This window comes from Rhodosalinus sp. (assembly GCF_041685465.1).
In the GTDB taxonomy this organism is placed as follows: domain Bacteria; phylum Pseudomonadota; class Alphaproteobacteria; order Rhodobacterales; family Rhodobacteraceae; genus Rhodosalinus.
The window spans coordinates 1-5,390 of the sequence record NZ_JAWLFS010000210.1; the positions used below are offsets into that span (position 1 = coordinate 1).

General features: G+C 66.2%; 6 protein-coding genes. 5 read left to right on the top strand and 1 reads right to left on the bottom strand.

Annotation, left to right across the window (positions count from 1 at the left end; genetic code table 11):
• The first annotated feature begins 257 nt into the window (after positions 1-257).
• From ACESL7_RS12565 to ACESL7_RS12585, 5 genes are read left to right on the top strand one after another with little or no spacing between them, the layout of a single operon-like run.
• The gene (locus ACESL7_RS12565) at positions 258-1,544 is read left to right on the top strand and encodes an ABC transporter substrate-binding protein (protein ID WP_372893659.1); all 1,287 of its coding nucleotides are present in this window, start codon (positions 258-260) and stop codon (positions 1,542-1,544) included.
• Between the two features lie 55 nt (positions 1,545-1,599).
• The gene (locus ACESL7_RS12570) at positions 1,600-2,451 is read left to right on the top strand and encodes a branched-chain amino acid ABC transporter permease (protein ID WP_372893660.1); all 852 of its coding nucleotides are present in this window, start codon (positions 1,600-1,602) and stop codon (positions 2,449-2,451) included.
• Entirely contained in the window at positions 2,451-3,398 is a 948-nt protein-coding gene (locus ACESL7_RS12575) for a branched-chain amino acid ABC transporter permease (protein WP_372893661.1), read from the top strand. The genes ACESL7_RS12570 and ACESL7_RS12575 overlap by 1 nt, the downstream gene beginning before the upstream one ends.
• Positions 3,395-4,126: an ABC transporter ATP-binding protein gene (locus ACESL7_RS12580; protein WP_372893662.1), complete on the top strand. Its 732-nt coding sequence runs from the start codon at positions 3,395-3,397 to the stop codon at positions 4,124-4,126. The genes ACESL7_RS12575 and ACESL7_RS12580 overlap by 4 nt, the downstream gene beginning before the upstream one ends.
• Entirely contained in the window at positions 4,126-4,830 is a 705-nt protein-coding gene (locus tag ACESL7_RS12585) for an ABC transporter ATP-binding protein (RefSeq protein WP_372893663.1), read from the top strand. Before ACESL7_RS12580 ends, ACESL7_RS12585 begins: the two co-directional genes overlap by 1 nt.
• 9 nt (positions 4,831-4,839) lie before the next feature.
• Here ACESL7_RS12585 and ACESL7_RS12590 read toward each other — a convergent pair whose 3' ends face one another.
• Positions 4,840-5,181: a hypothetical protein gene (locus tag ACESL7_RS12590; RefSeq protein ID WP_372893664.1), complete on the bottom strand. Its 342-nt coding sequence runs from the start codon at positions 5,179-5,181 to the stop codon at positions 4,840-4,842.
• Between the last annotated feature and the right edge of the window lie 209 nt (positions 5,182-5,390).

Below are 5,390 nucleotides of genomic sequence, written 5' to 3' on the forward strand. Positions count from 1 at the left end.
CCGCGGCATCGAACCCGTCTTCACCGCCGTTCAGGCCGCGCTGAGCCAGCCGGGCCTGGTGGTCGAGCTCGACGTGGATGCCGTGATCCACGACGACGACGGCCGGATCATCGGGTTACCCATGTAACGAGCGGACGAATCGTTGATTGGATCAGCGATCCGTGTACTGTATACAGGATACAGGGCGATAAAAACGAACGGGCCCCAACGAGAATTACATGCCCCGCGTCGGGGCTTCAGAACAGGGAGATAGGACAATGACGTACCGGACTCGTCTGCTTGCGAGCGCCGCGGCGATCATGACCGCGGTTCCGGCGGCGGCGGAAATCAAGGTGGGCTTCATCGGCTCGCTCTCCTCCGACACCGGTCTCTCGACGCTGCGCGGGGCAGAGATCGCCATTGAGGAGCTGAACGCACAGGGCGGCGTAATGGGCGAGGAGATCACCATGGTCACCGCCGACACCGGCGAAAGCGTGACCGAGGGGGTGAAGGCCTACGAATACCTCGCCGAATCCGAACAGGTCGATTTCATCGTCTCCGGCTCCATCGACGACGTAAGCCTCGGCTGGCTGCCGCGAATGCAGGAATACCGCATCCCGACACTCGACACCTGGACGAGTTTCATCGGAATAATCGACATGGTGGTCGAGGATCCCGACGCCATGCGGCCCTACTTCATGAACATCGCCTCCGACGAGGCGCTGGCCACGCTTTACGTAGATTTCGGCAAGGACGTCCTGAAGGAGCAGATGGGCTTCGAGTCCGTGGTCATCCTGGCCGAGGATACTGCCTTCGGTGAGGCGATCACCGGCCTCGTGACCGACGCGCTGGCGCCCGTGGCGGGGATCGACGTGCTCGACATCATCACCTACGATGTCAACACGGTTGATTTCGCCCCCATCTTCAGCCGCGCGGAGCAGACCGGCGCCGACTTCATCTATCAGGTCTCCTCGGTCAACAGCCAGGTAATCTCGTCGCAATACGTCAAGCTCCAGGTGCCGATGGCGATGACCGGCGTGAACGTCGCCGCGCTCGGCCTCGAATACTGGGAGGACACCGGCGGCGCGGGCGGCGGCATCTCGACCCTCTCGCCGATCCCCTCCGTGGGCTTCGAGCTCGATCCGGCGAGCCAGGCGTTCGTGGACACCTATCAGGCGAAGTACGACTCCCGCCCGAGGATGCCGCACTTCAACGGCTTCAACGCCTACCATGGGGTCAAGCAGGCGATGGCCTCGGCCGAAAAGGCCGGCGGCTTCGACGACGCGGACGCCTGGGCGGCCGAAATGATCGACCAGGATCTGAAGCTGATGAAGGACGGCGAGCTCTGGCTGCGCTACGGCTTCTGGGACTACGACGAGGTCGAGCCCGTGACCGGTCGCACCTATCCGCACAACGCGCTCTTCGACCTCGAGGCGCCCTACGACTTCGCCCAGCCCTCGATGGTCGTGGTCCAGTGGGACGAGGACGGCTCGGTCGGCGTTGTCTATCCCTTCGAATACGCCAACACCGAGTTCACGCTGCCCAGCTGGGTGCCGGCGGACTGACAACGAGATGACGGCGCGGGCGCCACGGGGCGCCCGCCCGCGTCGGGGCGATTTCATGTTACAAATCCTGATCCAGGGGCTCCTTCTCAGCGGCCTCTACGCGCTGATCGCGGTCGGCTTCACCCTGATCTTCTCGATCGGGCGGGTGCTTGACCTCGCATATGGCGCCTATCTCCTGATCGGCGGCTACGTCTTCTTCTGGATCAGCCAGAGCCTCGACCTGCCGCAGAGCATCGGGGTCGCGGTGGCCGCCCTCGCGGGGGTCGTGCTCGGGCTTCTGAAATACCGCCTCGTCGTCACGCCGCTCAAGGGCGACATGGTCGCGGTTGAGATCGCGACGTTGATCCTCGCGGTCGTCCTGCAGGCGGGCGTCGTCCTCGTTTTCGGTGACAGCTCAAAGATTCTCCTGCCTATCATGCCCGGCGTGATCCGCGTGGCCGGGGTGACGGTGACCTACAACATCCTGATCGCCACGCTGGCGAGCTGGGCGATCCTGATCGCGCTCTACCTCTTCATCCGCGTCTCGCACACCGGACGCGCGATGCAGGCGGTATCGATGGACGCAAAGGGCGCTGCCCTCTCGGGCATCAATGCCGACCGGATCAACATGATCACCTGGGGCATCTCGGGCGCGCTGGGCGCGTTGGGCGGCGTCTTCTTCGCAAGCTACACGCAGCTCTCGCCCTCGATGTGGGTGGCGCCGCTGATCATCGCGGTCGCCGTGGTCATCGTCGGCGGCATCGGCTCGATCATCGGCACGCTGATCGTCGCGCATGTCATCGGCTTCATGGAGGTGATCGTCGTCACATGGATCGCTCCGGAATTGCGCGGAGTGTTCACCATGCTGCTCATCATCGGCGTTCTGGTGCTGCGTCCGCGCGGCCTCTTCGGGCGGGAGGAACTCTGATGGACTTGCGCCGGCACCACGTCGCGCTCTGGGCGCTCCTGATCGCGGGGCTCTACCTTCTGCCGCAGCTCGTCGCGCCGGGCACGCTGCGCACGATGATCTTCGCATGCTACCTCGCGATCTTCGCGGTAAGCTGGGACGTGCTCTCAGGGCGGACGGGCTACATCAGCTTCGGCCATCCCTTCCTGATCGGGATCGGCGCCTACACCACGGCGATCCTGAACAAGCGTTTCGACGTGGCGCCCGAAATCTCGATCCCGATCGCGGTTCTGGTGACGATGATCGGCGGGCTGATCGTGCTGCTGCCCGCGCTCCGCGTCCGCGGGAGCTACTTCGCGCTCGTAACGCTGGCGATGATGGAGCTCATGTATCAGCTCGTGCAGGTGATCCGCCCGGACCTGACCGGCGGCACGCGCGGCATGTCGGGCATCGACACGCTCACCCGCGGCGCGGCGAACGGCTATTACCTCGCGGTGACGCTGATGCTGTTCGTGGCGCTCTCGGCCTGGCTGCTGATGCGCACGCAGCTCGGCACGGCGCTTTCGGCCATCGGCATGAACGAGGAGAGCGTGCGCGGCTCGGGGCTCTCGACGACCAAGCTCAAGACCGTGGCCTTCCTCGTTTCGGCCTTCTTCGCGGGGCTGGGCGGGGCCTTCTACATCCATTACCTCGGCTCCATCGCGCCGCGGGCGCTTTTCGACATCAACTTCGTCTTCACGATCATCGTCTCGGCGCTGATCGGCGGCGCCTCGACCATCGTCGGGCCTGTCTTCGGAGCGTTCTTCCTGACCTTCCTGCTGGATTTCCTGCGTCCGTGGATGCCGGGGGCGGAGCGTTACTTCATTTACGGGGTGGTTGCGCTCGCGCTCTACATCTATCAGCCGAAGGGGCTCTACGCCGTGGCCGGCGACGGGCTGGCCTGGCTCAGGGCGCGGAGGGCACGATGACCGCGGCGCTGGAGATCTCCCATCTCGTCAAGACGTTCGGCGGCCTGAAGGCGACGAACGACCTGTCCTTTACCGTGGCGGAGGGCGAGTCGCTCGGCCTGATCGGCCCCAACGGCGCCGGCAAGACGACCGTCTTCTCCCAGATCATGGGCGAGCTGAGGCAGACCTCCGGCACGATCCGTCTCTTCGGAGAGGACATTGGCGCACTGGCGACCCCGGCGCGTATCCGCCATGGGGTCAGCCGCACCTATCAGGTGCCCCGCCCTTTTTCCGGGATGACCGTGGCCGAAAACATCCGCGTCGGACTGATGCCGAACAGCGTGCGCCGCATGGTGTTCGGGGCGCCCGACCCGGAGCGCGAGCGCGAGTTAGGCCTGTCCGTCGGCCTCTCCGAGGCGGATCTCGACCGAACGCCAGCCGAGCTTTCGATGGGCGACCTGCGCAAACTCGAACTGGCGCGCACCATGGCCACGGCACCGCGGGTGATGCTCCTGGACGAGGTCTTCGCCGGGCTGACCGTGGGCGAGATCGCGCAGATCGCCGAGTTGATCCAGCGGATGCGGCGGGACGGCATGACCTTTCTCGTGGTCAGCCACGACCTGCCCGCGCTTGAGCCGCTGGTCGATCGCTGCATCGCCATCGACCGAGGCACGCTCATCGCCGAGGGCAGCTTCGCCGAGGTGGTCGACGATCCGGAGGTGCGCGCCTCCTACCTTGGAGGAGTGTGATGGCGTTCCTGGAAGTAGACGGACTCTCGGCGTTCTACGGCAAGGCGCAGGCGCTGGAGAACGTCTCGCTCACCGTCGAGCCCGGCGAGATCGTGGCCGTGGTCGGCGCCAACGGCGCGGGAAAATCCACGCTGCTCGACAGCGTGCTGGGCCTCGTGCGGGTGACTGGCGACATCCGGTTGGAGGGCAAATCCCTTGTCGGGCGCGGATCGGTGCATGCGGTGCGGCAGGGCATCGGCTACGCGCCCGAGCGGTTCCATCTCTTCCCTTACATGAGCGTGCGCGACAACCTGATGGTCGGCGCCTACACCGCGCGCGAGGACATCGCGCGCAACCTCGACATCGTGCACAAGCTCTTCCCGCGGCTGGAGGAGCGCGAGCATCAGGAGACCTCGACCCAGTCGGGCGGCGAGAGGCAGATGGTCTCGCTCGGGCGGGCGCTGATGACCTCGCCCCGGCTTCTCATGGTCGACGAGCCGACGATCGGCCTCGCCCCCAAGGTCTGTCAGGAGATCGCGGAGGTTCTGAAAAGGCTCCGCGACGAGTATGGCCTGACGGTCCTCATCACCGAGCAGAACGCGAATTTCGCGCTGACCCTCGCCGAGCGTCTCTACGTTCTGGAAGCGGGACGCGTGCAGGCCTCGGGCACTGCCAAGGCGCTGAGCGACGATCCCCGCCTGATGGAGGCCTATTTCGGCCGGTAGGCCGGGCGATCAGCCGAGCATCGCGCGATAGATCGGGGCGTTCGGACAGCGGTCCTCGGGCAACGGCATGCCGCGCTCGAGCGCCTTTCGGCACGCCGCCGCGGCACCGCAGTGCGCGCAGGTCTCGGCGAGCAGCAGCGCGTAGCCGCGGTGGGTATCCATCCGCGTGGCGGGCACGCCGAACCGCGCCGCCATCGCCTCGATGCGTGCGCGGGCGCCCGGCGCGCCGCTGACGAGAACTTCGTAGTCCTCCGGCGTCAGCCCGAGATCGGCGAGATCGGCGTCGCTCGGCCCCTCTGCGTGGCCGAGACGGTCCGAGAGCCGCTTCAGGGCGTCCATGAAACCGGCCATGAGGATCCTCCTGTGGTCCGTGCCGAGAGATCGCGAAAACGCGGCCTCCGCGCCTTGACGAAGATCATTCTGCGGCGCCACGTCCCCGAAAAAGCGCCGCCGCCCGCGCCGCGGCGAGATCGCGCGGCACCTTGGCCGCAGCCATCGACAGCCTTGCGGCAGCGACGGCCTCCGTCCCGACGAGATGCCCCGCCAGCCGGCCGAGCAGC

Coding starts and splice junctions, on each gene's coding strand:
- ACESL7_RS12565 (WP_372893659.1), top strand. CDS start 258: ATGACGTACCGGACTCGTCTGCTTGCGAGCGCCGCGGCGATCATGACC.
- ACESL7_RS12570 (WP_372893660.1), top strand. CDS start 1,600: ATGTTACAAATCCTGATCCAGGGGCTCCTTCTCAGCGGCCTCTACGCG.
- ACESL7_RS12575 (WP_372893661.1), top strand. CDS start 2,451: ATGGACTTGCGCCGGCACCACGTCGCGCTCTGGGCGCTCCTGATCGCG.
- ACESL7_RS12580 (WP_372893662.1), top strand. CDS start 3,395: ATGACCGCGGCGCTGGAGATCTCCCATCTCGTCAAGACGTTCGGCGGC.
- ACESL7_RS12585 (WP_372893663.1), top strand. CDS start 4,126: ATGGCGTTCCTGGAAGTAGACGGACTCTCGGCGTTCTACGGCAAGGCG.
- ACESL7_RS12590 (WP_372893664.1), bottom strand. CDS start 5,181: ATGGCCGGTTTCATGGACGCCCTGAAGCGGCTCTCGGACCGTCTCGGC.